The organism is Streptococcus pacificus (assembly GCF_016481305.1).
Classification (GTDB): domain Bacteria; phylum Bacillota; class Bacilli; order Lactobacillales; family Streptococcaceae; genus Streptococcus; species Streptococcus pacificus.
Genome location: NZ_JAENBO010000008.1, coordinates 24,649 through 50,028 on the forward strand (window position 1 = coordinate 24,649; position 25,380 = coordinate 50,028).

Annotated in this window: 21 protein-coding genes; all 21 read right to left on the reverse strand. The window is 36.4% G+C overall.

Translation table 11 applies throughout. From position 1 onward, the window contains the following. Positions 1-10: 10 nt before the first annotated feature. A complete protein-coding gene (locus JHK62_RS07620; protein WP_199576161.1) occupies positions 11-715 on the reverse strand; it encodes an MgtC/SapB family protein in 705 nt (234 codons plus the stop codon). Continuing rightward, on the reverse strand, positions 715-2,409 hold the full coding sequence (locus JHK62_RS07625) for an ABC transporter permease (RefSeq protein WP_199576162.1): 1,695 nt from the start codon (positions 2,407-2,409) through the stop codon (positions 715-717). The genes JHK62_RS07620 and JHK62_RS07625 overlap by 1 nt, the downstream gene beginning before the upstream one ends. A 2-nt stretch (positions 2,410-2,411) precedes the next feature. Beyond that, positions 2,412-3,425 carry an ABC transporter ATP-binding protein gene (locus JHK62_RS07630; protein WP_199576163.1) on the reverse strand — a complete coding sequence of 338 codons (1,014 nt, stop codon included), beginning with the start codon at positions 3,423-3,425 and terminating at the stop codon, positions 2,412-2,414. Positions 3,426-3,451: 26 nt separating this feature from the next. Beyond that, entirely contained in the window at positions 3,452-4,513 is a 1,062-nt protein-coding gene (locus JHK62_RS07635) for an extracellular solute-binding protein (protein WP_199576164.1), read from the reverse strand. A gap of 13 nt (positions 4,514-4,526) precedes the next feature. Then, positions 4,527-5,357, reverse strand: a complete 831-nt coding sequence (locus JHK62_RS07640; protein ID WP_199576165.1) for a glycerophosphodiester phosphodiesterase family protein — start codon at positions 5,355-5,357, stop codon at positions 4,527-4,529. A 457-nt stretch (positions 5,358-5,814) separates the two neighbouring features. Continuing rightward, positions 5,815-7,590, reverse strand: a complete 1,776-nt coding sequence (locus JHK62_RS07645; RefSeq protein WP_199576166.1) for an acyltransferase family protein — start codon at positions 7,588-7,590, stop codon at positions 5,815-5,817. Then, entirely contained in the window at positions 7,587-7,976 is a 390-nt protein-coding gene (locus tag JHK62_RS07650) for an MORN repeat-containing protein (RefSeq protein ID WP_199576167.1), read from the reverse strand. The genes JHK62_RS07645 and JHK62_RS07650 overlap by 4 nt, the downstream gene beginning before the upstream one ends. A 23-nt stretch (positions 7,977-7,999) precedes the next feature. Continuing rightward, the gene (locus JHK62_RS07655) at positions 8,000-8,434 is read right to left on the reverse strand and encodes an arsenate reductase/protein-tyrosine-phosphatase family protein (protein WP_199576187.1); all 435 of its coding nucleotides are present in this window, start codon (positions 8,432-8,434) and stop codon (positions 8,000-8,002) included. A 136-nt stretch (positions 8,435-8,570) separates the two neighbouring features. Further along, the gene (gene ruvB / locus JHK62_RS07660; RefSeq protein ID WP_199576188.1) at positions 8,571-9,569 is read right to left on the reverse strand and encodes a Holliday junction branch migration DNA helicase RuvB; all 999 of its coding nucleotides are present in this window, start codon (positions 9,567-9,569) and stop codon (positions 8,571-8,573) included. Between the two features lie 194 nt (positions 9,570-9,763). Further along, positions 9,764-10,666, reverse strand: coding sequence for a helix-turn-helix domain-containing protein (locus tag JHK62_RS07665; protein WP_199576168.1), 903 nt, complete (start codon positions 10,664-10,666; stop codon positions 9,764-9,766). A gap of 84 nt (positions 10,667-10,750) precedes the next feature. Continuing rightward, a complete protein-coding gene (gene purB, locus JHK62_RS07670) occupies positions 10,751-12,046 on the reverse strand; it encodes an adenylosuccinate lyase (protein WP_199576169.1) in 1,296 nt (431 codons plus the stop codon). After that, the gene (locus tag JHK62_RS07675) at positions 12,043-13,359 is read right to left on the reverse strand and encodes a hypothetical protein (RefSeq protein ID WP_199576170.1); all 1,317 of its coding nucleotides are present in this window, start codon (positions 13,357-13,359) and stop codon (positions 12,043-12,045) included. The genes purB and JHK62_RS07675 overlap by 4 nt, the downstream gene beginning before the upstream one ends. Positions 13,360-13,375: 16 nt before the next feature. Beyond that, a complete protein-coding gene (gene purK, locus JHK62_RS07680) occupies positions 13,376-14,458 on the reverse strand; it encodes a 5-(carboxyamino)imidazole ribonucleotide synthase (RefSeq protein ID WP_199576171.1) in 1,083 nt (360 codons plus the stop codon). Further along, positions 14,445-14,933, reverse strand: a complete 489-nt coding sequence (gene purE / locus JHK62_RS07685) for a 5-(carboxyamino)imidazole ribonucleotide mutase (protein ID WP_199576172.1) — start codon at positions 14,931-14,933, stop codon at positions 14,445-14,447. The genes purK and purE overlap by 14 nt, the downstream gene beginning before the upstream one ends. Next, on the reverse strand, positions 14,930-16,183 hold the full coding sequence (gene purD, locus JHK62_RS07690) for a phosphoribosylamine--glycine ligase (RefSeq protein WP_199576173.1): 1,254 nt from the start codon (positions 16,181-16,183) through the stop codon (positions 14,930-14,932). The genes purE and purD overlap by 4 nt, the downstream gene beginning before the upstream one ends. Positions 16,184-16,323: 140 nt before the next feature. Then, positions 16,324-17,868, reverse strand: coding sequence for a bifunctional phosphoribosylaminoimidazolecarboxamide formyltransferase/IMP cyclohydrolase (gene purH / locus JHK62_RS07695; RefSeq protein WP_199576174.1), 1,545 nt, complete (start codon positions 17,866-17,868; stop codon positions 16,324-16,326). A 1-nt stretch (position 17,869) separates the two neighbouring features. Further along, positions 17,870-18,421, reverse strand: a complete 552-nt coding sequence (gene purN, locus JHK62_RS07700; protein WP_199576175.1) for a phosphoribosylglycinamide formyltransferase — start codon at positions 18,419-18,421, stop codon at positions 17,870-17,872. Then, positions 18,418-19,437 (reverse strand): phosphoribosylformylglycinamidine cyclo-ligase, encoded by a 1,020-nt coding sequence (gene purM / locus JHK62_RS07705; protein ID WP_199576176.1) that lies wholly within the window; start codon positions 19,435-19,437, stop codon positions 18,418-18,420. Before purM ends, purN begins: the two co-directional genes overlap by 4 nt. A 12-nt stretch (positions 19,438-19,449) precedes the next feature. Beyond that, on the reverse strand, positions 19,450-20,895 hold the full coding sequence (gene purF / locus JHK62_RS07710) for an amidophosphoribosyltransferase (RefSeq protein ID WP_199576177.1): 1,446 nt from the start codon (positions 20,893-20,895) through the stop codon (positions 19,450-19,452). Between the two features lie 9 nt (positions 20,896-20,904). Then, a complete protein-coding gene (locus tag JHK62_RS07715) occupies positions 20,905-24,636 on the reverse strand; it encodes a phosphoribosylformylglycinamidine synthase (protein ID WP_199576178.1) in 3,732 nt (1,243 codons plus the stop codon). A 9-nt stretch (positions 24,637-24,645) separates the two neighbouring features. Further along, positions 24,646-25,353: a phosphoribosylaminoimidazolesuccinocarboxamide synthase gene (purC, locus tag JHK62_RS07720; protein ID WP_199576179.1), complete on the reverse strand. Its 708-nt coding sequence runs from the start codon at positions 25,351-25,353 to the stop codon at positions 24,646-24,648. Positions 25,354-25,380: the final 27 nt, after the last annotated feature.

Here is a 25,380-nt window from a genome sequence, read left to right on the forward strand (position 1 = left end):
TTGTAACTCTTTATCTGATTTCTTCCACATAAATAACGCCTACAATCTCTGACATGTTTTCCATTAATTTTAGATGATCAAATTTTTCATTTAATTGCAACTCCATATAACAAGATATTTTTGTAGAGTTAATACTTGTTAGTTTTCTTTCTTCATCTAAATTACCAATACCATTTTGCATATCTATTATTTTTATTCCAGACGTGCTCAAATAAATTAATAATCGATTGTAAGCTTCCATAGAACTGAACACTATATAATACTCACCAATTTTTGTTTTTGAATTTAAATATTTTTTTACAGGAGTAAATATAGTCATAATAGCTATTAGAAGAGTTGCTGCAACAATAGCCCCTTTATAAAAACCTATTCCTATAGCTAATCCAATACATGCTGACGACCACAACCCGGCAGCAGTTGTCAATCCCTTTATTTTGTTTCTATTTGTTATTAAAATAGTTCCAGCTCCTAGGAAACCAAGTCCACTAATCACCTGAGCCCCCATTCTGCTAGGATCTCCTGTGCCGTATTCATGAACTATAAATTGATTAGTCATCATTACAATACTAGCTCCAAGACAAACTAAAATATAAGTTCTTAACCCTGCCGCTTGATTTTTTACTCCACGTTCGTAACCTACAATACCTCCTAATACAATTGACATAATACATCTTAGGAAAATTTCATCTATGTTTAATCCTCCTGAAGTTAACATTATCGTTTGCCTTTCTGTGTTTGAAAACGGTTAGCAATATAAAGTGCAGCACTTGACATAACCATTAATACCACTGAGTATACTAACATCATTGCTTGTGCATTTATAGTAGCAGTCTCATCAGTAGATTGTTTAATAACAATACCTAGGGGTTGAAATAGTGGATGATACAGGAAAACTGATAAGTCATAATCAGAAAGTAATGAGTTGAAATTCAATACAACTACTGACAAAACTACTGGCATTATTAAAGGAATAATCACCTTTGTCATTGTGCGTAAAGTTGATGCACCCATACTTCTAGCAGCTTCTTCCATATCATTATCAATACTAAAAAAAGCAGCACGAATCATTCGATAAGAGAATGGTAATTTTTGAATAATATAAGCAATTAACATAATGGCCAATGTACCTACTAGTACAATATTAAATATCATTAATTTAGGCTCATTATACGTAAACATTAATCCTAATGCAATTAATGTACTTGGAAGAATCCAAGGGATTAAAGCGCCATATTCAAAAAATTGATCTATTTTAAACTTATTCTTATGAACAATTCTTGAGATAACAATAGCAATGATAGTTACAATTATAGCTGCTAACAATGAATAGACCAAACTGACTAAATAGGGTTTGAAAGCTTGACTATTCGAAAATAGTTGAGCATAGTTTTCAATGGTGAAACTGCTCAATTTTAAATTACCTGTTTTGATTGTCAAAGCATCAGTAAATGAATAGACAATAATTAATAGAATAGGAAGCATATAAATGCCAAACAAAACATAAGCTACTATATGAGCCAAAATATTCCAAAATGGAGAATTAATTTTTTGTTTTTTAAGTCCAGCTTTTGTTTTTGAAACAGAAACATAATTGCCTCCACTTTCAATCCTATTTAACAATGTTAGTAGTAAAATGGTTGCCAACCCTAAAATCAATGCTAATAACGCGGCTAAATCTCTAGAAGATGTCGTTTTAGCAAATGTAATTATCAAGGGGTTAATTGTCTGAAAATTTTCCCCCCCAACAATTAGTGGTGCAGAAACCGCTGATAATCCTGTTAAAAAAGTCAAAATAGTTAATGCAAAAAGTGTTGGTTTAAACGTAGGAAAGACAACTCGGAAAAATACAGTGATTGGATTAGCTCCCATATTTCTTGAAGCCTCAATAGTATGATAATCAACACTTCTCACAGCACTGGTCAAAAACATAATATGGTTAGAGGTACAAGCAAATGTCATAATAAACAAAACAGCACCGTATCCTTGAAACCAATTTAATGATAAATTAGGAAATATATTTGTTAAAAGTTGAGTAACAACACCATTACTACCATACACAAATTTATATCCTGTTGCCAAAACGATTCCGCCATAAACCAATGATGTCATATAGCCAAGTTTTAATATTTTTGATCCTTTTATTTCCCAGTACTCTGTAAAAAGAACCACTAATGTCCCTACAACATTAACTGTTAAGACCATTGAAACAGCTAGAATAAAACTATTAGATATACTACTTAAAGCTCTTTCTGATCTTAAAATTTTAGTAACAGCATCTAATGTAAATGTACCATCTTTAAAAAATACATCAGTAAGTAAACCTATATTAGGATAGATTACAAAAGCAACAATTAGCCAGAAAACACCAATTCTAATAATCCAATCTCGCCATTTAAATTCTTTTTTCATAGCTAATCTCCTTTGAATTGCATGATATCCTTTGGATTGAAATATAAATTCACTTTATCACCAACAACATGACGAGAACGTCCATCATTTTTTTCAATGATATGTATGATTTCATCGTTTAAAAGTTTAACAGTGTATTTGATTAGAATACCATTAAATTCTAAATCAGTGATTGTACCAATTAATTCTAAATCATTTTGATCACTATTTGTTAGTTTAATTCTCTCTAAACGGATATAACCTTCTGTGTCTTCGAAAATCTTCTCTTGACCTTGTAATTCTTGTAAAGTTTTAGCATTGATTTTATTTATAGAGCCGATAAATTCACACACAAACTCTGTTTTAGATTGGTTATAAATTTCATATGGTGTCCCAACTTGCTCTATAAAACCATTATTAAACACTGCAATGCGATCTGACAGAGTGAGTGCTTCTTCTTGATCATGTGTGACATACAATGTCGTAATACCAAGTTCTTTTTGCAAGCGCTTAAGCTCTTTTCTCAAAGAAACTCGTAATTTAGCATCCAAATTTGATAAAGGCTCATCTAAACACAAAATTTTTGGTTCTAAAACTAGTGCACGTGCAAGGGCAACACGTTGTTGCTGTCCACCGGAAAGTTCAGAAATATTTCTATGTAATTGTTCTTCGGAAATATTAATCTTCTTTGAAATTTCACTAACCTTTGCTTTAATGATTTCAGGAGAGACTTTTTTAACTTTTAATCCAAATGCTATATTTTCAAATACTGACATTGTTGGGAAAAGTGCATAGCTTTGAAATACAATTCCAATCCCCCTTCCCTCAGGCTCTATCTTTGTGATATCTTTACCTTCAACATAAATATTACCAGCCGACGGTTCAATAAATCCAACTAACGTTCTTAATGTCGTAGATTTCCCACATCCACTAGGTCCAAGAAATGTGAAAAATTCTCCTTCATTAATGTTTAAATTTAAGTTATCGATGGCAATAAAATCACCGTACTTAATTTGAATATTGTTAAAATTAATCATGTTATCTCCTAAATAAATTTGAAATGTTACTGAATAAATTCTAATTGAGCTTTCTCAATCCAACTATCTACATTATTTCCAATAAATTCCCAATCAAGCTTTTGAGGTTTAACACTATCAACGAATTCTTTTATCTCTGGTTTAACTTCCGCTAGAGCATCTTTATTTGCTGGAATAGAACCAAATTCATCGCTCCATGCTTTTTGAACTTCTGCTGAACCAAACCAGTCAACAAATTCTTTTAATAGAGCTTGTTTTTCACTTGTATTCAAAATACCAATTTGTTCTGTAACATATGGAACTCCCACCTCTGGGCTCATAACTTGAAATTTATAATCTCTTTCTGATTCATTTTGAAGAACTCCGGATCCCCAAATCATACTGTAATTTAAATCATTTTCATCATCAATTATTGCGGAAATAAAATCCTCACCATCAGCATAAATATGTGCATTTTGTAGATAATCTTTCGCTACCTTCCATCCTTCTTTGGATATGCCTAATTCACCATCTTTATCTGGGTAGCGACTCACAATGCTAGCAAAAATAATTTTTGAAGTCCCTGAACCTAAATTCAAAATGCCATATTTATCTTTATATGAACTCTTTGTAAGATCAACCCAATCTGATGGCATTTCAACTGTTTTATTTCCAATTAAAACTAATGGCTGAACAACTAGTGAATGATAGTAACCCTCTTTATCACCTAAAGAACTATCAACCTTGTCAGCCCATTCAGGTGAATATTTTACAAGTAGCTCTTCCTTCTTAATACGATCAAATTCTAATGTGTTTGGACCAAAAACAAGATCAGCAACCGCATTATTTTTTTCGGCGATAAGCCTATCGGCAATTTCGCTACCTGCAATATCAACAATCTGTAGTTTATAACCAGCTTCTTCTGCCTTTTCTTGTAGATACTCTGCTCGACCATTTGAGGCAGAATTGGTATATACTACAATTGTTTGTGATCTATCTATTTCTCCTGAATTACCATCAGTTTTAGATCCATCATTGCTTGAATTTGAACATGCTGCGAGTAGTAGCATTGAAGCCACTAGGGAAAGTTTTTTGATTTGTTTGAACATTTATATGTCCTCCTTAATTATTTTTTAAATTATTTGCAGTTAAATAGCTGTATAGTAGATAAGGCCAATCTGTTTGAATAATGTCAAATCCTAATTTGACTAGTCTCCCCCAAGATTGTCCATCATTTTCTATAGCAGAATCGTCATCTAAACCAGCTGATAAAACAATAGTATCACTTAAAGTAAGAGCATTTCCCCAAATTAGAAGTCCTTTATTTTTCAATAACTGAATTGTTTTTGGAGATACTAAATCAGTGTCCAAAGTTTCAAAAATCAACTCGATAGCAACAATATTTAAACCCTTAAAATTTAAAACTAAATCTAATTCTTCCATTGTTTTTACTATAGGCATATACATAACATCTAGACCAGAATCTCTTAATTTTTCTAAGAGATGTCGTTCTACTGGAGATTTTAGTAAAATTTGTTCTAATGATTTATATCCTTTAAGTTTATCGAGGAACGTATCCCAATAGAACCAACTTCTATCAATATTAATAAAAACCTGTCCTTCAAATGTATCTAAAATCTGCTCAATTGTTTCTATTTTCTGATTAATTGGTTCATGTACAGAATTAAAACATGTCTTAGAAGTAATTTCTTTAGCATTTAATGTTCTAATATCAAAATTATCATTAAACACTAAAGGTTCCTGACCATCATGAAATGCAAAAAAGTCACCATCTTGAGAACGAACAACATCAACTTCGAACATATCGGCCTTGTGTCGAATGGCATTATAATAAGCTTTTGAAGTATTTTGAAGAATATTTCCTCCATTAGTACCTCTATGAGCCGCAATTATTATCCCATTTTTCTCTCGAAACTCTTGTAATTGATTCATAGTTTCCTCCAAAAAATTATTACAGTATTATTGTAACCGTTTTCTTGGAACGTGTCAAGTTTTCTGGTGTATTTAATTTTTTAGAGTAGAACAAGAGCAATTTTATTAAAAGGATGGGTACAGGTTACTTCTCTTAACCTATATATTCTATAGTTAAAGATAATGATTTTACAGACAAAATTAACTCTGTCTTAATTAAAATATCTATGTTATCTAAAATCCATATTTGAGGGAGTTATTGATTAAGCTGATATGATATTATTTAGCAATAATAACTACACTGAAGTCTATAAAAACGGCATTCCAAAAATATAAAATGATATTCGTCATTTAAGTCATACCTACTAAAAAAATTCTGTATCCATAATATAACCCTGGATAAATTGATAACAACATTCAAAAACACTTCCCTATCTTAAAAGATTAAGGAAGTGCTCGCTATTTATAATTCATTTATTTATTTTGCTTGTTTTCTAGCAACTGTTTCAATGGCTTCTTTTATTGTTTTGGCATAAAGGTCAGAACCAGATGATTCAGAGATAGAAAAATGAACGCCATCTGTTCCAGCCCAGATATTTGGATTATCTACTGAAGCTTGGTACCAATCTGCTACTTCAATATAGTCGTACTGCTTAGCCAATTCTAATTCATAATTTCGCACATTCTCAATAGTGCCGTCTTTGACATTGTATGGTGTTACTAAAACTAAGCGATGACCCTCTGGTAAATTGTCCACAAACTGCATGATTTCAGCTTGATAATTATAGGGGGAATTAACACCAACTGCTAAGACGACTGTTTTTGACAGAGTGTTATTGTCAATATGATTCTTATAAATCTCAAAGGCTAGCGGAAAATTGCGGCTAATGGCGGCGTCTAACTGCGCCTCTGGTAGTTGCTGATTAATCGTGTCACTAGCACGCAAGGTCACTGAATCACCAATAATCATAATATCACTGATCGCAGAAGCATCTCCTGCTGCTAACATGTGCGTTCTATCCATATTGGTATCAGCTTGTTTAAGTGAGTTAACCAAAAGATCTGTCTCAAAAGCACCAACGCGAGGTGATCTTACAATCACAAACAAACTGATAATAACAAGTGTACCAAGACTTCCTAACAGCCATTTTGAATAATCTTTGACCTTGATTGATAGTCCTAAAACAACTGGTTCTCTCCCAGCAATGATTGGCTCAATCACATAAAATGAAAGAGAAGAAAAAGCAATGGACAATAATGTGGTTAAAATAACCGCAGACCAGTTTCCCATTAGTTGCGTAAAAATAATATAAAGGGGCCAATGGAAAAGGTAAATGCTATAACTAATATCTGATAAAAAAGTAATTGCCTTTGGTTCCTTGATATCCGGTGTTTTTTCATGTAACACGCGACTGGCATATATCATTACTGCTGTGAAAAGACCAGTCAAAATAAAACCAAATAAATAGGTAAAGATATGGTTGAAATCAAGCAGACGTGACAACAATAGAATCAATGCAAGACTCAGACCAAAAACAATTAGAACTGCTTTTAGTTGCCATGAACGAACGTTGATTTTAAATTGTTTTGTTGTCTCACGAATACCCGTCATTGTGGCAAAGATAGCTCCCAAAAAGAAACCATAACTATGCGATAAGCTTGAGAAGTACACTGTTGAAAACTGATCAACAAAAAATGACCTAACAAACATACTTAAAAAACTTGCCACGAAAAAAACTGTTGATAATAAAAAGATAAACCGACGAAAATCTGTACTTTTTTTAACTGTTTTAGCCAATAACCAGGTCAAAACACCCCAGACAATATAAAAATGAACTTCAATTGCCAAACTCCAAGTATGTAAGAACAAATGGGGGATAAACTGACTTTCATAATTACCACCAATCAACAGTTCATAGATATTAGTCGTAAAGCCAAGCGTTGCTGCAACTTGTCGACCTATGTCTGCCACAAAATCTTGTTTGACTAACAAAGTTAGGGGTAAAACAATTAAAATCAATAACACAAGAGGTGGGAAAATCCGATAAAAACGTCGTCTAAAAAAGCGCAACAAATCAATCGATTGTTTTTGACTAAACTCATCGATTAAAAGCGCTGTGATTAAATAGCCTGAAAAGGTGAAAAAGATATCAACCCCAATAAAGCCACCTGGAAAAGCATTCCTAAAAAAGTGATAGAGTAGCACCAAGAGTAAACCGGTGATACGAATAACAGAAAACCATTTTATTCTCATTTTTGATAAATTCCTTGTTTAAAAGTCCCTTCATAGACTTTTTTATCCTTGGCAATTAATTTGCCTTTCCCATCTGCCTGGCCGTCTTTAAAATCCCCTTCATAGGACCAGCCTAAGTTTGAGGTGAACACTCCTTTACCATCAAAAACGCCATTAACAAAATTGCCTTCATAGACATCACCATTTTCAAAGGTTAATTTTCCCTGACCATTCATTCGATAGTTGACAACATAGCCAGTGTAATGGATTTTACCTTTATCATAAGTTAAAGCCGTCTTTGTTTTTAAGGGAATCAAAAAGACACTCATTCCTAGAATAAGAATGAGAAAAACAGTAATTAGTTCTATTTTTCCTCTTGAAAAGGTCATATTTTTTAATTTATCCATTATTTCTGACTTTCTGTGTGAGTTTAAAGATTATTAAAATAATCCAACCAGTCTAGACACCCTTGTGAGATAAGACGATAAGTTTCTTCAAAATCTCCAGTGTACCAAGGATCGGGAACGCCTTTTTTGGCAAACATAAAAATCTTTTTCTTTAGTTTCCCTTTTGCTAACTTTTTCAAATCAGCGACATTATTCTCATCCATTCCGATAATATAATCAAATTCTTGAAGATCTTCTACACGAATGGGTTGAGAGCCTTTCATATAATTGAAATCAATATGATGTTGCTCTAACATTTGTTGTGTTCCAGTATGAATGGGTTTTCCTTTTTCCCAACGAGAGGTTGCTCGACTTTCAATATAAAAACGGTCATCATCCTTAACCAAATCCTTCATAATAAATTCAGCCATGGGACTACGACAAATATTTCCATAACAGACAAAACAAATTTTCATGATTTTCATCTCCTTAAGACTATTATAACAAAAAAACAAATACTCTTAGTTAAAACAAATGATTCTTTTTTAAAATTTATTATTTTCAAAGTGATTAAAAGAACCCTCATTATCTTGAGTAGAGAGTTCTTGTTGAAAACTATTTTTCGAGATAGGGATAGCCTAAATGCTCGTAGGCTTTTTGAGTTGCCACGCGCCCTGATCTGGTTCGCATCAAGAAACCTTTTTGAATGAGATAAGGTTCATACATATCCTCAACCGTTTCACGTTCTTCAGCAATATTAACCGATAGAGTGCCCAGTCCAACAGGACCTCCTTGATACATCTCAATCATGGTTTTAAGAATTTTTTGATCGACATAGTCAAGCCCCTCGCGGTCAACATCAAGCATCGCCAAAGCCTCATCTGTCATTTGCTGAGTGATGGTCCCGTCTCCTTTGATTTGGGCATAATCCCGCACGCGTTTTAAAAGACGATTGGCAATACGTGGAGTCCCGCGACTACGTTTAGCAAGTTCAATAGCCGCTTCATGGACAATTGTCATCTCAAAAATAGTAGCGGTTCGTTCAACAATTTCTGTCAAATCATCCGTTTCATAATACTCCATATGTCCTGTAATACCAAAACGTGCTCTTAAGGGATTACTGAGCATACCCGCACGGGTAGTAGCTCCAATCAAGGTAAAAGGTGGCAAATCAAGATGAACACTGCGACTAGCTTCACCATTACCAATCATGATATCGATGTAAAAATCTTCCATGGCACTATAAAGTACCTCTTCAATCGCCATGGGCATACGGTGGATTTCATCAATAAAGAGAACATCGCCCGGTTCTAGTTCATTCAAAATAGCGACCAAATCACCTGATTTTTCAATGGCTGGTCCACTCGTTTGCTTTAAATGAACGCCGAGTTCGTTGGCAATAACAAAAGCCATGGTCGTTTTCCCAAGCCCTGGAGGCCCAAACAATAACACATGATCAAGTGCCTCATCACGTCCTTTAGCGGCATCAATAAAAATACTCAGCTGATTTTTAACCTTATCTTGTCCAATATATTCTTTTAAAAATTGCGGTCTAAGGGTGCGCTCAACCACTTCTTCGTCACCCATTAATTCATTATCTAAGATTCTATTCATAGCCATATTATAGCAAAAAAGCCTTATCTTGTCTGCCAATAGCTTATCAATTGAATAAGATTGACGACTATATTCCCCACCAATCATACTCAGAAAAAACAAGACTGTTATCATTGTTCATGTGCTATCCTCCTTACTTTATTTAAGTAACTTTAGTATAGCCGAAGATAAAAAAATAATACACGACATGAATGTCAGGTATTATCTTTAGCCCATTCTTTTTTAATTTTTTCTTTAAGATGCTTATCCTCAATCAAATCAGAAAATGAGAGTGCTTCTTGATAAGCTTTTTCTGCATTTGAATGATTGTTGTGATAGTCTAAATAATATTTCCACTGCAACATTTTCAAGATAGGCATCTTTTGAAAATCTTGAATGGTCATCATAATCTCATAACTTGTCTCTAAAATAGCTTCAATATGGTTTTGGTGTCCTAACTTTAAAGCAACCCCAAAATTGTTAAGCAAGACATTATTTAAAACATATAAATTGTCAACAGGTAAGTGGTCCACTTGTGAAAAAATATTAGCCATTAACAAATGGTAGGATTCTTCATGATAGAGTCGTTTTGAAAAGCGATCTGTCGAAATACAAATAAAATAGAGCTCGATTAAAATCAAATCATTAATCGTATAGTGTTTCTTTAACAATAATTGCTCAAAATAATCATTTAAAATCGTAATGCCAAAATTAATGTTCTCGCTCATATGAACATCTAGTTTTGACTGGAGACAATCAATCACCAGCTGCTCTTCTTCTGGCAACTGTTCATAATAGTCAACATAAATTTCTTCTAAATAAGCTTCACGATTTAAAAGACGTTTAGTTTCAGAATAGGTTTGGGTGCGTAATAATAGATACTTTAATGTCTGATAACGTTCTGGTAAAACAAAAAAGTTAGTCTCAGCCAAGTCATCAATGGACACTTGTAACTGTGAGGCAATATACTGAATCGTATAAAGAGTAGGAGTGGATTCCCCCGACTCAATCCTTGATAACTGCCGAACAGATAATTTATCAGCTTCAGCACAAAGGTCTTCTTGGGTCTTGCCCATCTTTAATCGCTGTCTTTTAACATTTTCCCCGAACCTATACATAGCACCTCCAAAAACTTATTTATAGCATCTTTCTTGACTGATTTAAACGAAAAGAGCAACTCTTGTGTTGCTCTCTTTAAAGGATTATTCTAAACCAATGCGTTTAAAAATATCATCCACACGTTTGGTGTAATAAACTGGATTAAACAACTCATCAATCTCATCTTGTGTTAAACGAGAGGTGACTTCGCTGTCAGCTTCTAAAAGCGGTTTAAAGGCCACTTGATTGTCCCAAGCATAAGCGGTTTTGGGTTGAACCAAGTCATAAGCCTCTTCTCTTGTCATTCCTTTTTCAATCAAGGTCAACATGACACGTTGGCTATAAATCAAGCCAAAGGTAGACTGCATGTTGCGAAGCATATTTTCAGGGAAAACGGTCAAGTTTTTAACGATATTACCAAAACGGTTTAGCATATAGTTGATTAAAATGGTGGTGTCTGGTGTGATAATACGCTCTGCAGAAGAATGAGAAATGTCACGTTCATGCCAGAGTGGCACATTTTCATAGGCTGTTAACATGTGACCACGAATCACACGTGCTAGTCCTGTCATGTTTTCAGAGCCAATTGGATTACGCTTATGAGGCATGGCTGAACTTCCTTTTTGTCCTTTTGCGAAAAACTCTTCCACTTCACGTTGCTCAGATTTTTGCAATCCACGAATTTCTGTTGCCATGCGTTCAATAGACGTTGCAATCCCTGCCAAGGTAGCAAAATACTCTGCATGCAAGTCACGAGGTAGCACTTGCGTTGAAATTTCTTGTGGGCGAATACCTAGTTTACCACAGACATATTCTTCTACAAATGGAGGAATGTTGGCGAAGTTACCGACTGCTCCAGAGATTTTTCCAGCTTCAACACCTTTTGCGGCACGTTCAAAATGCTCTTGATGACGTTTCATCTCACTATACCATGTGGCTAATTTTAGACCAAAAGTTGTTGGCTCAGCATGAACACCGTGTGTGCGGCCCATCATAATAGTCATCTTATGCTCACGCGCCTTATCAGCGACAATATTTGTGAAGTTTTCTAAATCGCGACGAATAATGTCGTTAGCTTGTTTGTAAAGATAACCATATGCCGTATCAACCACATCCGTTGAGGTTAAACCGTAGTGAACCCACTTGCGTTCTTCACCAAGCGTCTCAGAAACAGCACGCGTGAAAGCGACAACATCATGTCTCGTTTCTTGCTCGATTTCAAGAATGCGGTTAATATCAAAATCAGCGTTTTCACGAATTTTTGCCACATCTTCTTTAGGAATTTCACCCAACTCTGCCCAAGCTTCATCGGCTAAAATTTCAACTTCTAACCAAGCACGGTACTTGTTTTCTTCACTCCAAATGGCCGCCATTTCAGGACGGGAATAACGTTCAATCATTTTTTCTCCTCAATAATTTTATATTTCAAATTATATTCTCTAATTTTTTCTTGTACTTCTAATAATAATTCGTCTTCACTATCGAATAATACTTTTTCGCATCGTTGAATAAAATCAGAGAAATCTTGTTCATCTTTCAACTTCTCTTCATTTGATATCCTATACATGACATACCTAACAAAATGAGCATTCCTAGAGAATTTACTATAATCAAAAGTAGATGTTTTATGTTTTTTATCTCCTGTTCTATTCATGGTGTAGTAATATAAAGTTTCTACCTTTATTTTTGCTTGTTCTAATAACACACCACTGGATGATAGTATACTAAATTTTTTAAAATCGGTATCTTTAAGAATTTCATGTGCCATGTTTAAATAATCCATAATGAGTTGTGTTAGTTCTTTTTCATTTGATTGTGGATACAAATAATCTATTAATCTCCAAAAATGATTTGAGTAATCAGCACATAAATCAATAAACAATGAGTCTTTTTTCAATTCTTTTAATAACTCTATAATATCATATATATCTCCTTTAATTTCAAATTTTTCTAGAACAATTGATAGAAAAATTTGACTTGTTAAAGATAAATCATTGACTAAATTATGTTGTTTTTTAGAAAAATATTCATTCAAAAAATGTATAACTAGCTTTGGGATTTTTTCAAGAAATTCTAACTCTAAAATATATTTTTTTATAATTTCTTCTAATATTTTTAATTGATTATCTATTGAAAGATTTTGTAAATTCTTCTGTAGTTCCTTAATAGAATCTTTAGAGTTTTCTCCCGCATATGTGACAATCTGATCAAATCTAGAAAGCCAATTTTCTCGAGTACCATTAATTACAAAATAAGGATATGTATAAACAATATCATTCCATAATTCCTGTACAGTTGACTCCGTAATTTTTCTTTCCTTTGCATGTGCTGAAACATTCCTTAAACTTCTCATCTCCGAAATTCGATCTTTAACTCCTTTTGGAAGTTCAAAAATATTTCCAGTTTTTTGGGGGTCGGACTGAATTAAATCATTCAATGTACTTTCCCACTTATCTTCACTTTTTAAAAGCTTAACCTCTTTTTTCCATTTTTTAATTCTTTCATTTTTTTGAGGGATATTTTTTTTAAAACTAGCTGGAATACCTTTATAATTAATTGCTAACTCGCTGATATATTTATGATTAGCCAAATAAGAAAACATATAAGCCGCTTTATAGGCCTCTACTTGATAACATTTAATAGATTCAATATATAATTCATTTTCATCTAAACCTTTATCTAAAAGCCAATGTTTAAATTCTCTCAATTCCATATTATATTTCTCCTCATTAAAAATCAATCCCCTTGCCAAACTCTTCGGCATCTTTTTCTAAGAGAGTGACATGTCCCATTTTACGATTGTGTTTGGCTTCTTGTTTACCATACAGATGGAGATGGGCATTAGGATTTTCTAAGACATAGTTTTTTGCTTTTTCTAGATGTTGTCCCAAGACATTTAACATGACTGCTGGTTGATGCAAGTGAATGTTTGGCAAAGGTTGTCCTAACACACCTAAAATATGTGTGTCAAACTGGGAAAAATTACAAGCCTCAATCGAATAGTGTCCGGAATTATGAGGACGTGGAGCAATTTCATTGACCAAAATAACATCACCAGCCACAAACATTTCAACACAGAGAGTGCCTGACAGCTCCAACTGCTTGGCAATCTTAATCGCCATGTCCTGTGCTTTTTCAGCTAAGACTTCTGGGATGTGAGCTGGCACAATTGTTTTTGACAGAATGTTATTGCGATGATTATTCTCTTGAACAGGAAAGACAGTCACTTCTTTACCATTCCCCGAAATAATCACAGAAATTTCCTTGTCAAAGCTGACAAATTCTTCTAAAACACAGGCTGAGGAGTCAGCTAGTTTTCTTGCTTTTGGCAGGTCTTCTGGTGATGTGATAACGATTTGTCCATGACCATCATAGCCACCTGTTGCTGTTTTGAGGACATATTTCTTAGCAAAATCAATGACATCTAAATCACGACTACTCTTAATCACCTGATAAGGAGCAACGGATACGCCAGCTTTTTGAGTGAGAAAGTCTTTTTCAAAAATACGGTTTTGTGAAATGCGAAGCAGGTCGGTTCCTTGAGGGAGTTGACCTGTTTTCACCACTGCATCAAGACCATCTGCATCCACATTTTCAAATTCATAGGTTAAGACATCACAACGATTAGCCAACTCTTGTAGTGCCTCCACATCATCATAAGGTGCAACAATCACTTCACTGACACGCGAGGCTGGACAATCAGCAACTGGATCAAGAGTTATCACCTTGTGCCCCATATAAATGGCGGCAATAGCCATCATTTGTCCTAGTTGACCACCGCCAATAATTCCAATTGTTTTAGATAAGTTCATCTGTAGAGGCCTCCGCTAATGCACCTTGTTCTTTGGCATAGTCGCTTAATTTTTCAGCAAGTGCTTCATTGGTTGTTGCTAAAATTCTGAGTGCTGTTAAGGCGGCATTTGTCGCTCCTGCTTCCCCAATCGCCATTGTTGCGACTGGCACACCACCTGGCATTTGCACAATCGAGTAAAGTGAGTCAACACCACTTAGGGCGCGTGATTTAACCGGCACACCAATAACTGGCAAGGTGGTTTTGGCTGCCACCATTCCTGGTAGATGGGCGGCACCACCTGCTCCAGCAATAATCACTTTGATGCCACGCTTACGTGCATTTTCGGCAAAATCAAACATCAAATCCGGTGTTCGATGGGCAGAAACCACTTTTTTCTCATAAGCGACACCAAATTTATCAAGCAATTCAGCAGTTCTCACCATGGTTGACCAGTCTGATTTGCTTCCCATAATAATTGAAATTTCTGTTGTCATAGTGCTTTACTCCCAATATCTTTCCTGTAGAAGAACCCTTCAGTGTTTTCATTTTCTAAGGCATCATAGATGACATCTTGTGCTTCTTTGACAGTATTTTGCGTGGTAACAAGCATGTAGACACGACCACCACTTGATACCAAGTGATTATCTTTATTGGTCACCCCTGCAAAGTAAGTGATGAGGGCCTTATTATCTGTCATCGGCACTTTAACACCCTTGTCATAGCTAAGAGGGTAGCCGTTACTTGCAACAACAACTCCAAGCGTTACCCCATCTTGAAGCCATATTAGTGTAGCTGGTTTATTATTTAAAATATCATCGATCGCTTGTGCGAAATCTGAAGTCAAGCGAGGTAAGATAACTTGTGTTTCTGGGTCACCAAAGCGTGCGTTAAATTCAATCACCTTGGGACCATCTGCTGTTAAAATCAAGCCGGCATATAAAACACCAAGGTAAGAACGCCCTTCTTTAACCATTGCTTCTAGTGTTGGTTTAATAATCTGATCAACGGCCTGATCAATGACTTTTTGAGAGAGATGAGGAACTGGTGAATAAGCACCCATTCCACCAGTATTTGGCCCTTTGTCACCGTCGTAGGCACGCTTGTGGTCCTGAGCACTCGGTAAAAGATAGAAGGTTTCACCGTTTGCAAAGGCAAACAAGGAGAACTCTTCACCTGCTAAAAATTCTTCGATGACAACGCGAGCACCCGAGTCACCGAATTTATTATCTAGTAACATTTCTCTAGCTGCCTCAATGGCATCATCTACAGTTTCAGCAACAACGACACCTTTTCCAAGCGCTAAACCATCAGCCTTAACAACGATTGGCGCACCTTTTGATTGAATATAGGCTTTTGCGTCTTCAAAATCGGTGAAAGTCTGGTAGTCTGCCGTTGGAATCTGGTATTTAGCCATGATGGTTTTGGCAAAATCCTTTGACCATTCTAGCTCAGAGGCTTTTTGTGATGGCCCAAACGCCTTTAAACCCGCTTTTTCAAAATCATCTACAATTCCAGCAGCCAAAGCATCGTCAGGTCCAACAAAGGTCCAGTCAATGCCCTTTTCCTTAGCAAAGGCAATAAGTGCTTCATGTTCGGAAATTGCTATATCGACCAATTCCAAACCATCACGTGTCATGCCATCATTTCCCGGTGCCACATAGACTGTCTCAACTTTTTCTGAGTGTAACAATTGTTTGGCGATAGCGTGCTCCCTACCACCCGAACCAATAACCAGTAATTTCACATCTTCACCTCAATAAACGGATTTTATAAGACTATTATATCAAAAATGTTCGGTTTTTTATATAAGATAATGTTTTTTTAAGTGAAAAAATAAAAAGAAGACAAACTTAGCTTCTCAATTTGTCTTCTTTTTATTTTAAATTAATGTCTAAAATGTCTCACATCAGTGAATAACATGGTCATGCCATACTTGTCAGCTGCTGCAATCACTTCTTCATCACGGATAGAGCCTCCCGGTTGGATGATGGCTTTAATACCTGCTTTGGCGATTTCTTCAACGTTGTCAGCAAATGGGAAGAAGGCATCGCTCGCTAAAACAGCACCTTCAAGACGATCTTGTGCTTGTTCGATAGCGATTTTGACAGCCCCCACACGGTTGGTTTGACCTGGCCCAACACCAAGAGTCATCTTATCATTTGAAATTAAGATACCATTTGATTTGACGTACTTAATCGCTTTCCAAGCAAATTCTAGAGCGACTTTTTCTTGCTCGCTTGGTTGACGTTTAGTCACTACTTTCCATGATGTTGGATCTTCTTTAATCACATCTTGGTTTTGTGATAACATGCCACCAACAATACCAGTGTATTCTTTTTCAATTTCACTGTCAGCTTGTGCATCAAATGGCAATTCTAAAACGCGTAAGTTTTTCTTAGCAGATAAAATAGCCAGTGCTTCTGGGCTGTAACTTGGCGCAATAATGATTTCAAGGAAAATCTTACTCATTTTCGCAGCTGTTTTTTCATCAACTTCTCTATTTAAGACAACAATGCCACCAAAAATAGAAACCGAGTCTGCTTCATAGGCATAATCCCACGCTTCTTCAATCGTTTCAGCTTGACCAATACCACATGGGTTCATGTGTTTCAAACCTACCACTGTTGGCTTATCTGTGAAATCACGGATGATACGAATAGCAGCATCAGCATCTCTAATATTGTTAAATGAGAGAGCTTTTCCATTTAATTGCTTACTTGATGCAATAGAATAGGCTGTTGGAAGAGCATTTTGATAAAAGTCTGCTTCTTGTTGTGGGTTTTCACCATAACGCATGGTTTGGTTTAAATCATAAGTTAAGGTCAACTTTTCAGGTGTTGTTTCACCCACTTCTTTGGTCAAGTAGTCAGCAATAAGAGCATCGTAGGCTGCTGTGTGTCTAAAGACTTTAGCTGCCAAACGTTTACGCACATCAAGACTAGTCTCACCAGCTTTAGAGAATTCTTCTAAAACAAGCTCATAGTCAGAAGGATCTACTACAACAGTCACACTGGCATGGTTTTTGGCTGCAGAGCGAAGCATGCTAGGGCCACCAATGTCAATGTTTTCAACGGCATCTGCGTAGGTCACATCCGGTTTTAAAATCGTTTCTTTAAAAGGGTATAAATTGACAACCACCAAATCAATTAAAGAAATAGCATTGTCTTTAGCCGCTTGTAAGTGCGTGTCCAAATCACGTCTAGCAAGAAGTCCACCATGAATCTTTGGATGTAGCGTTTTAACACGACCATCCATCATTTCAGGAAAGCCAGTGACTTCATCAATGGCAATGGTTGAAACACCTTCTTGATCTAGCATCTTTTTAGTACCGCCAGTTGAGATGATTTCCCAACCCAAGTCTTTTAGGGCTTTGGCAAAAGTAACAATACCTGTTTTATCTGAAACACTGATTAGTGCACGTTTTGTCATTTTAGTTCTCCTCTTTTAATAAGCTTTCCACAACTTGTGGATAAAGTCGGTGTTCACAAGCATGAATTCTCTCTTCAAAACTGTCAATCGTATCAGTCTCAAGACGTTCCACGCGCTCTTGTCTAATAATTTCTCCTGTGTCAATACCTGAGTCCACCCAATGAATAGTGACTCCTGATGATGCCACACCTGCTTCCCATGCGTCTTTAATACTATGAGCCCCAGGAAATTCCGGTAAGTAAGACGGATGGATGTTGATGATTTTCCTTTCATATTTTGAAAGAAGGGTCGGACCGATAATTTTCATATACCCAGCCAACACCACCAAGTCAATCTGATGCGAATCAAGTAAGTCTACAACGGCATTTTCATAAGCTTCTTTCGATTCAAATCCTTTTAACTCAAAAGCGTAAGCTTTGACGTTTAATTGGTTTGCCCTGTCTAGGACAAAGGCATCCAGGTGATCTGAAAACACAAAAGTGACAGGAAATTTTTCAGCAATGGCTTGAAAATTGGAGCCATTTCCTGATGCAAAAACGGCTATATTTTTCATTTGATAACCACACTTTGATCTTCTTTTTTGACAACATGACCAATGTCATAGACAGGTTCATCAATGAGTGCTTTAATCTCAGCAACATGTTCTGGTTTAACAGCAAGCACTAAACCAATTCCCATGTTGAAAATTTCAAACATTTCTGCATGTTTAATCTGACCATGTTTTTCAATCGCTTTAAAGATAGGTAAAACAGGGATTTTATCTTCTTCAATCACTGCAGCCAAGTCATCTGAAAACATTCTTGGCACATTTTCAACAAAGCCGCCACCAGTAATATGAGCAATCCCATTCACCAATCCTTTTTTAACCAAAGGAAGGACACTTTTAACATAAATACGTGTTGGCTCTAATAAGACATCTTTTAAAGCTTTTCCTTCTAGTTCTTCTAATTTTTCATCACCACTATAATCTTTGAAGACACGGCGAACCAAAGAATAGCCATTGGAGTGAATCCCACTGGAAGCAAGTCCCAATAAGACATCCCCGTCAGAGACCTTACTGCCATCAATCAATTCTGATTTTTCAGCAATACCAACAGCAAAACCGGCCAAGTCATAATCGTCATCGTCGTACATGCCAGGCATTTCAGCCGTCTCTCCACCAATTAAGGCAGCGCCGGCTAAAACACAACCATCAGCAACGCCGGCAATGACTTGTTCTAGTTTTGCAGGCTTATTTTTACCTGTCGCAATATAATCTAAAAAGTAAAGTGGTTCTGCCCCTGCTGCAATAATATCATTGACACACATAGCCACACAATCTTGACCAATCGTGTCATGTTTATCATATTTAATGGCAAGCATGAGTTTTGTACCAACACCATCTGTCCCACTGACAAGCACAGGTTCTTTGACATTTAATTGGGATAAATCAAACAAACCACCAAAGCCACCCAAGGCACCCATTGCTCCCAAGCGTTTCGTTTTAGCCACATGTTTCTTGATGCGCTCAACCACTTCATAACCTGCTTCAACATCAACACCTGACTTTGCATAAGCATTTTCTGACATGTTTCCCTCCTTTTATTGTGTTCTAAAGTCGACTTTTTGATGGAGATTTCTGAGGTATTCTTCCTCATAATCGTAAAGTTCTGTTGGGTAGTTACCATCAAAGTAGGCAACACACAGGCCGCCATTAGGGGCATCTGTTTCTAAACCAATCGACTCGATTAAGCCATCAATTGATAAAAATGATAAGCTATCAGCCCCAATAATCTCACGCACTTCCTCAATAGAATGATTGGCCGAGATGAGTTCACGTTTGGTTTGAATGTCAATCCCGTAGAAACAAGGATGTTTTAATTCTGGACTAGCAATGGCCACATGCACTTCTTTTGCACCCGCCTCTCTTAACAAGCTGACAATCCGTCTACTAGTTGTGCCACGAACGATAGAATCATCAACCATAACCACGCGCTTGCCTTTAACGACACTTGAAACAGCCGATAATTTCATCCTTACCCCTTGTTCTCTCAATTCTTGAGTCGGTTGAATAAAGGTTCTTTGAATGTATTGATTTTTAATCAAGCCCATTTCATAAGGGAGACCTGACTCTTCAGCATAGCCAGAAGCCGCTGATAAGGAGGAATTAGGAACACCAACAACGATGTCTGCATCAATTTTAGCTTCTTGAGCGAGACGTTTGCCTAAATTTTTACGAGCAGTGTGAACATTTATGCCATGAATAACACTATCTGGGCGCGCAAAATAAATGTACTCCATAGAACAAATAGCCATTTGCGTATCAGTTGTAAACTGATCAAAAGCTAAACCAGAATCATCAATAATCACGATTTCACCTGGTTTTACATCTCTCACCCACTTGGCACCAATCACTTCAAAGGCACATGTTTCACTAGAAATCACCCAAGACCCATTGGCAAATTGACCAATAGAAAGAGGTCTAAAGCCATTAGGGTCTAAAGCAGCATAAATTTTATCCTCTGTCATCATAAGATAGGCAAAGCCACCTTTGACTTGATTGAGGGCATCCTTAAATTGCTCAATAAAAGTTTCTTTTGGACTACGACGAATTAGGTGCATGAGAATTTCTGTATCAGAAGAACTGGCAAAAATAGCACCCTTTTTCTCCAATTCAGCACGTAGTGACTTGGCATTAGTCAAATTACCATTATGAGCTAAAGCAATTTGACCATCTGAAAAATCAAATAAGAAGGGTTGAATGTTGTTAATAGAAGCTGTGCCTGCTGTCGCATAACGCACATGACCAATTGCCGCTTTACCAGCTAATTTGGCAAGATTACTTGGTCTTTTAAAGACTTCTGAAATTAGTCCTGTATTGCGATGACGAAGGAGTTTCCCATCATCATTTGAAACAATCCCTGCACCTTCTTGTCCTCTATGTTGGAGACTATGAAGACCATAATAAGTGACTTCTGCCGCTTGCTCATGCCCCCATATTCCAAAAATACCACACTCTTCATTGAGTGATTTTACTTCGTAAGTCATTTTTTCCCCTTAGTTGTTTTTAAAATAATTAACAGCACTAGCAAAGAGATGCTGGTCTTTATGACCTGGAATGTTTTTAAAGTTTCCTTCTTCGAAACGCTCTGAATGTCCCATTTTACCAATGATTTGACCATTTCGACTAGTAATGCCTTCAATCGCATGGCTAGAGCCGTTTGGATTGAAACGAGAATCCATACTTGGTTTGCCATCAAAATCAACGTATTGACTAAAGATTTGTCCATGTTTTTGCAGCTCTAAAAATTCTTGTTCAGAAACCACAAATTTTCCTTCTCCATGAGACACTGGAATCACATGAATATCACCCACAGCCACACCAGCTAACCAAGGTGAATTGGTGTTGGCAATTCTTGTTTCAACCATCTTAGCAACGTGTTGGTTGGCATCATTATAAAACAGTGTTGGACTGTCCTTGTGACTGTCTTCAAAATTACCATAAGGAAGTAAGCCAGATTTAACAAGGGCTTGGAAACCATTACAGATTCCAATGATTAATCCGCCCCTTGCTATAAAGGCGTCAATCGCTGTTTTAACCTTTTTGTTTAATAAAATATTAACAATAAATTTAGCAGAACCATCTGGCTCATCTGCAGCTGAGAAACCACCTGCAAAGAAAATAATATTAGCCTTTTCAATCATTTCAACCATTTCAACAATAGACGCAGCAATCAAGTCCTGAGTCAAAGTTCTAAATGGTACCAAGGCAACCTTCGCACCAACCTGTTCAAATGCCTTAGCAGAATCGTATTCTGAGTTTGTGCCAGGAAAGACTGGAATATAAACCAGAGGTTCTTCTGTTTTTTCAGGAATCGTTATCGTTTCCTCAACTGAAACAACTGGAACATCAGATAAGTTCTCTTTTTGCTCAAAGAGAGTTGGATAAACATCTTCTAGTTTGCCTTCAAAAGCACTTAAAAGCACTTGGCCTGCTATGTTTAAATCATTAATAACTATAGAGAAATCTTTTGTCGTTGTTCCAAGCTTAACCACACCAGGAATCTCTTCTTTACTAGTGAAAACAAAGCCACCTAGCTGTCCTTGAAGCAGCGTTGACATGATCTTATCATCAAGTGATAACTTAGCTCCCAAACGATTACCAAAACTCATTAGAGAAAGTGTCTCACCAAGACCACCATATTTAATGGCTGCACTTGCTGTTATTTGATGTTCTTCTTGAAGACGACTAAATTGTTCAAAATTAGCAAGAATTTGTTTAAAGTCTATTCCCTCAGAAATGGCTTGACCCGCAATATAATAGATGTTTTCATCAAACGCTTTAAATTCAGGGGATAAGACTTTATCCACTTTAGAGGTGGTGACCCCAAAAGCCACAAGCGTTGGCGGTACCGTTAATTCCTCAAAAGTACCACTCATTGAATCCTTCCCACCAATAGAGGGTAGGCCTAATTGGATTTGTGCTTCAATAGCCCCTAAAAGGGCAGACACAGGTTTTCCAAAACGTTCTGCCTGTTTATCTAAACGCTCAAAGTATTCTTGATAAGAAAAACGTGCTTGTTGCCATTGAGAGCCAGTTGCGACTAAACGACTAGTTGCCTCAATAATAGCATAGGCAGCACCGTGAAAAGGTGACCATTCGGCAATGTATGGGTTATAACCTTGTGCCATAACAGAAACAGTACTTGTTTTCCCTTTTTGAACAGGCAACTTTTGAACTGAACTTTCTGTAGGCGTCACTTGATAACGACCACCTAGAGGATGATTAATGGTTGAGCGACCAACTGAACTATCAAAGAGGGTTTGAAGTCCTTTTTGACTAGCATGATTAAGATTAGACAGCACTGTGACTAACTCTTGCTCAACGTTTTCTAACGAGGTTGTTTTTTGGTAAGGAAGCTCCTTATTACTATCAGTCACATCAACATCAACAACTACACGAACACCATTGGTGTCTAGAAAAGCACGTTCAAGATCAACGATTTTTTCACCATTCCAAGTCATCACAAGATTTGCTTCTTTAGTCACCTCAGCCACCACAACCGCTAAGATATCTTCTTTTTCAGAAGCAGCAATAAAGGCATCTGCATCTTCTTTAGACACAACAACCGCCATACGTTCTTGACTTTCAGAAATAGCAATTTCAGTTCCATTAAGTCCTTGATATTTTAAAGGCACTTTATTTAAATCAATCAAGACACCATCAGCCAATTCCCCAATAGCAACACAGACCCCGCCTGCACCAAAGTCATTGGACTTTTTAATCAATTGACTAACTTCTGGCTTTCTAAAGAGACGTTGAATTTTTCTTTCTTCAATAGCATTCCCTTTTTGAACTTCTGCACCAGCTGTCTCAACTGTTTCAACGGTTTGTACCTTTGAAGAACCAGTGGCACCACCAATACCATCACGACCGGTTTTCCCACCTAACAAAATAATCACATCACCAGGTTCTGGCTTTTCACGACGAACATTTTCTTTAGGCGTCGCACCAACAACTGCACCAAGCTCCATACGTTTAGCAACAAAACCAGGGTGGAAGTACTCTCTCACATAAGTTGTTGCCAAACCAATTTGGTTCCCGTAAGAAGAGTAGCCATGTGCTGCTTTTTTCGAAATGACCTGTTGAGGTAATTTCCCTTGACGTGTCTCTGCCACATTTTGTGTGATATCACCAGCTCCTGAAATTCTCATTGCTTGATAAACAAAACTACGTCCTGATAATGGGTCACGAATAGCGCCACCAATACAAGTTGCTGCACCACCAAATGGTTCAATTTCTGTCGGATGATTATGGGTTTCATTTTTAAACATTAATAGCCAAGTTTCATCCTTGCCATCAACATCAACAGAGATTTCAACAGAGCAAGCATTAATTTCATCAGAGACTTCCATGTCGTCCAAACGACCATTGGCACGTTCATAACGCCCAAAAATAGTAGCCATATCCATTAACGTCTGTGGTTTAGCCTCACGACCAAGTTCTTTTCTCATTGACAAGTACTTGTCATAAGTCGCTTGTAATTGCTCTTCAAAATGAGAATGGGAAAAATTAATGGTTTTTAATTCTGTTTCAAAAGTGGTATGACGACAATGATCAGACCAGTAAGTGTCCAATACCTTTAATTCCGTTTCAGTAGGTACTCTACCGATGGTTTTAAAATGGTCCTGAATCAAGAGTAAATCAGCCACTTCCATCGCTAAATGTTGTTCTTGTTTGAAACCTACAAATTGAGCTTCTGAATAAGAATTAAAGAAATCAAGTTTAGGAATAAACCTATTTGCTTTTTCAAAAACATCTTCTCTAACAGGTTTAGTAATATCTTTAAAACGTGAATCAACCGGATTTAAAAGATAAGTTTTAATGCGTTCTAGCTCCTTTGGAGCAATGTCAATATTCACCAAGTAGAGTTGGGCAGTTTTTACAATGACATCTGTTGTTGCACCCAAAAGAAACAAAGCTTCTTGAGCACTCGCAGCACGTTGATCAAATTGACCAGGTAAGGCTTCTATGGCAAAAAAATGATAGTCATTAAGAAACTCAGAAATTTCTGTTTCCGTCATCAAATCATCAGTCACCTGTTCTGAAAAAATGTGTTTCTCAGCTTTTTCAGTTAAATCAGATGATAAATGAAACACATCATATACTTGCAAGAGACGTAGCTCTTTTAAGGTCTCGATTTGCAAATGATGTTGTAATTCAGCAAGCAAAGACTTTTCTTTTACTCTAAAATTAACCTTTTTTTCAACAAAAATACGTTTATTCATCCTATCACCCTACTTATTTTTTAAGAGTTGCTCCAAAACAACAGTGTAAACATCAATGATGGAACCAATATTACGACGAAAGACATCTTTATCCATATGATTTCCTTCTTTATCCCATAAACGACTGGTATCAGGTGAGATTTCATCGGAAAGAATGATGTCGCCATTACCATCACGACCAAATTCTAGTTTATAATCAATCAAGGTTAAGCCGACCTCAGCAAAAATAGCTGTTAAAACCTCATTAATTCTTCGTGTTTCCTCTTTTATAAATGCTATTTCTTCTGCTGTTGCAATATCTAAGAATAAAACATGCTCATCATTGATAAAAGGATCATCTAGCTCATCATTTTTATAATAAAATTCGATGATTGGTGTCTCAAACTTGATTCCCTCCTCAAGCCCAAAACGCTTAGCAAATGACCCTGCTGAGTAATTACGAAGGACAACCTCAAGAGGAATGATAGCTACCTTCTTATTAAGTTGATCTGTTTCAGATAATTGCTTAATGAAATGTGTCTTAATCCCTTTTTGATTTAAGCGCTCAAAAATAAGCGACGAAATCTGATTGTTAAGTCTTCCTTTACCTGCTACAATTTCCTTTCGTAGACCATTTAACGCCGTTGCCTGGTCTTTATAGCTAGCAATAATTTCCTCTGGATGACTTGTTGCATAGATATCTTTCGCTTTTCCTGAATAAATTAATTGTTTTTCCATTTAATTGTTCGCCTTTTTAAGTTTTTT